The organism is Microvirga aerilata, assembly GCF_016743775.1.
GTDB classification, from domain to species: Bacteria; Pseudomonadota; Alphaproteobacteria; order Rhizobiales; family Beijerinckiaceae; genus Microvirga; species Microvirga aerilata.
On record NZ_JAEQMY010000214.1, the window covers coordinates 1 to 2,999 of the forward strand.

Genomic DNA, 2,999 nt, shown 5'->3' on the forward strand with positions numbered 1-2,999 from the left:
GCTGGTTTCGGACACTCCAGGTCTGCGTTCAGACGGTGGATTTCGTCGGCTCCCGACCGCTCTTTGCCGACGACATGCTCACCTTCGGCTCCTTCACAGCTTTCATTGTCGGACGCGAAGCGACCGAACAAGAGCAGTGGCGTCACGTCTGGGGGCATATCGACCGGTTTCGTTGGCGTTTGGATGATCTGCGCACCCTCATCTCAGGCGACCGTCTCACGGCAGTTGGCATGGCCGTCTTCGAGTCCACCGGCTACACGGAAGATGGCAAGGTGTTCGACCGACCAGGACGAGCAACGATTGTGCTCGGGCGAGAGGCTATAGGTGGAGAATGGGTGGCGCAACACACGCACGTGTCGCTGTTTCCTGGCACTCCTTCGCGCTCCTTTGGCACCAAGCAGGATCATCCGCCTGCTCTTTAGCGGCAACACGTCAGCCGAACAGCGGGGCTTGGCAGTTCGGAGCACAAGGGCTGAGTTGCAACGTCTGACACGGGAGTTCTCCCATGATCGAGCGAACCTACAATGTCTTGTTTCTCTGCACGGGCAACTCAGCCCGGTCGATCCTGGCGGAAGGCATCCTGCGCAAGGATGGGGAGGGTCACTTCATCGCTTACTCAGCAGGTAGTCAGCCGAAAGGCGCGGTCAATCCGCTGGCCCTGAAGGTGCTGGGAGCCCAGGACTATCCGACAGACGGGTACCGCTCGAAAAGCTGGGACGAGTTCGCCGCTCCAGGAGCCCCCGTCATGGACTTTGTGATCACCGTCTGCGACACCGCAGTCGGTGAAGCCTGCCCTGTCTGGCCGGGGCATCCGTCACTCGCGCACTGGGGCATTGATGACCCATCAGGCGTCGAGGGCTCCGATGTGGACAGGGCAAAAGCCTTCGTTCGGGTTTTCCAGTCTCTCAAGAGCCGCATCAGCACGTTCGTCCATCTTCCACTGGCCAGCCTTGATCGCTTCACGATAGGTACCCGTCTCCGTGCAATCGATTATCAGGAAGGGGCAAGCACGGCTGTGGCAGATGGGTCTGGGCAGCATGTGGAGTCAAAGGCAGGCTGATGCACCTGATACAGAAGGGTGTCAGAACCAAGCAGCTTCGTGCTGCCATGACTGATCTTTGGATTGAGACGAGAAACTCGTAGGCGGTGACAGACTTGGGAATGACTGGGCGATCCTAACCTGTCGTGCCTCAGGCCCGAATGGGTTCCGGCGTGAACGGCGAACGCTCAAGCACCAAGACCTTCGTGACGGCACCGACTGACCGCAGTTCCTGGAGAACCGTCTTCATGTGTTCAGACGCTGCCGCTTTGCGCGCCTCCTCGACCGTTCGGAATTCCAGCATGGTAAAGGTATCCGGGCTTGCCTCATCAGAAGTGCGATAGGCCATGAACGACATGGCACCCGGAAGGTGCAAAAGCTGAGTGACCCAGTCTCTCACATGTTGGTTGTACTTGTTCCAGCGGTGCGAGTCGGTTGGGCGATCATACTGAAACATGACATAGGCCATGGCGTCCTCCGGTAGAACTCGCATTGCTTCAGCGCAGGCAATCAATTACCCATCGTTCAGGCACACATCAACGGATAGGCGAGATCATCAACGCTGGGAGTTTTACGCTCCCCAATCAGGATTTTCTCACTCTCCAGTCTTGATTGCGAGCACGTAGATCGCGACCACGGCAGCCAGTAGGAGCAGCGCGATCAGAACTTTGGGAGGGCACTACGGAAATCCCAAGGTCACAGCGCCACAGAATAGGAATGCCAGAGCAGCAACAAAGATCGCTTCGTTTTCATACGAAACATAGGACAACATTTTCTGAACCATGACGCTCTCCTTATGTCACGGAAGTATACGCCCTCCTCAGGTACAAAGATATGCTTATCGGCCACCTGAGTAGGTGTAAGAACAAACGTCATCTTGGCGCTCCACAACAGACGAGGGCCAGACAACAACCCAGCGCTGCACGATGTTTACTGTCATCAAGAAGCCCGGTCTTGGTTCTATTATTTCTCTATGAGCCAAGCTCCAAGACGCCCACGCCAGCGTGACGATCTCAAGAGGTGGAACGACGAGGGTGGTGCGCCTCGCTCAGGGCACCCGTCCCATGAGCATCATCTCGCGCCTCAGCATGAGGTCGAACAGGCTCTGTACTACTTCAATCTCAGAACCGAGAGCGGCCTCATCGACGACCCGGAAGGCGACACTTATCCCAATCTCCAGGTGGCCCGAGAGGATGCCCTCACCAAAGCTCGTGACATGATCGCGCAAGGCAATCAGAAGGGCGAAGACCGGCGAGGCTGGCGCTTCGAGATCATGGACCGAGCCAATCAACCGGTGCTGACGGTTGCGTTCGCTGAGGTCCACGACCCAAAAGCAATCGGATAAGGTGGGGGATGCTAACAGCCGCTACGGCGGAAGAAAGCGAGCCAATCATGAGCAAGACGCCTCTTAGCCCCATCCAACGAGTTGTGAACTCGGTCTGGAAAGCCGTGCGGGTTCTGGACGAGCGTCCCGCACCGCCGCCGAAGGTCAAGCTTGACGGGCGGCGTGGCTATGGGGACGCCGATATTCCGGCACCGGACCGAACCTCTGATAACTGATCCCAGGCCCATGTGCCTGCTGCAAACGGGCGATGTGTGCCCAAGATCAACGCGAACGCAGCGCTCTCCTGTGTCACCGCCATCAGCACGGGCCGCATCTGGTGGGAGTGGCGTCAGGGTCGTCGAGTTATCGCTGTAGTGCCTGACGCTGCGCCTGCACGGAGGTGATGCTGTGCCAGCCTCTTCACGTCGCCGAGGCCATCCTGTTGAGTAGGCACGATAGTGTGAACCTCTGCGGAACTCGCCCGATCTAAGTCGGGTTAGTTCTATAGATCGTTCTGCGCAGGAGGTTTGTCATGACCCAGGCAGCAGGAACAGCAGCACAGACATCCGGTACAACCACCTCCGTCCATCCCCTGATTGAGAGCAACCGGGTTGAGGGAACCCCGGTCTACAGTCC

General features: G+C 58.0%; 5 protein-coding genes. 4 read left to right on the top strand and 1 reads right to left on the bottom strand.

Going from position 1 to position 2,999, the window contains the following annotated elements; translation table 11 throughout:
- The coding region (locus tag JKG68_RS31620) for a YybH family protein (protein WP_202066320.1) at positions 1 to 422 on the top strand (422 nt) is incomplete at its 5' end.
- Positions 423 to 505: 83 nt separating this feature from the next.
- Positions 506 to 1,060 carry an arsenate reductase ArsC gene (locus tag JKG68_RS31625; RefSeq protein WP_202066321.1) on the top strand — a complete coding sequence of 185 codons (555 nt, stop codon included), beginning with the start codon at positions 506 to 508 and terminating at the stop codon, positions 1,058 to 1,060.
- A gap of 130 nt (positions 1,061 to 1,190) precedes the next feature.
- Here JKG68_RS31625 and JKG68_RS31630 read toward each other — a convergent pair whose 3' ends face one another.
- Positions 1,191 to 1,508 carry a DUF1330 domain-containing protein gene (locus JKG68_RS31630; protein WP_202066322.1) on the bottom strand — a complete coding sequence of 106 codons (318 nt, stop codon included), beginning with the start codon at positions 1,506 to 1,508 and terminating at the stop codon, positions 1,191 to 1,193.
- A 504-nt stretch (positions 1,509 to 2,012) separates the two neighbouring features.
- On the opposite strand from JKG68_RS31630, the gene JKG68_RS31635 reads away from it, so the two are divergent.
- Complete coding sequence (locus tag JKG68_RS31635; protein ID WP_202066323.1) at positions 2,013 to 2,384, top strand: DUF6894 family protein; 372 nt, start codon at positions 2,013 to 2,015, stop codon at positions 2,382 to 2,384.
- A gap of 47 nt (positions 2,385 to 2,431) precedes the next feature.
- Positions 2,432 to 2,599 carry a hypothetical protein gene (locus tag JKG68_RS31640; protein WP_202066324.1) on the top strand — a complete coding sequence of 56 codons (168 nt, stop codon included), beginning with the start codon at positions 2,432 to 2,434 and terminating at the stop codon, positions 2,597 to 2,599.
- The last annotated feature ends 400 nt before the right edge of the window (positions 2,600 to 2,999 follow it).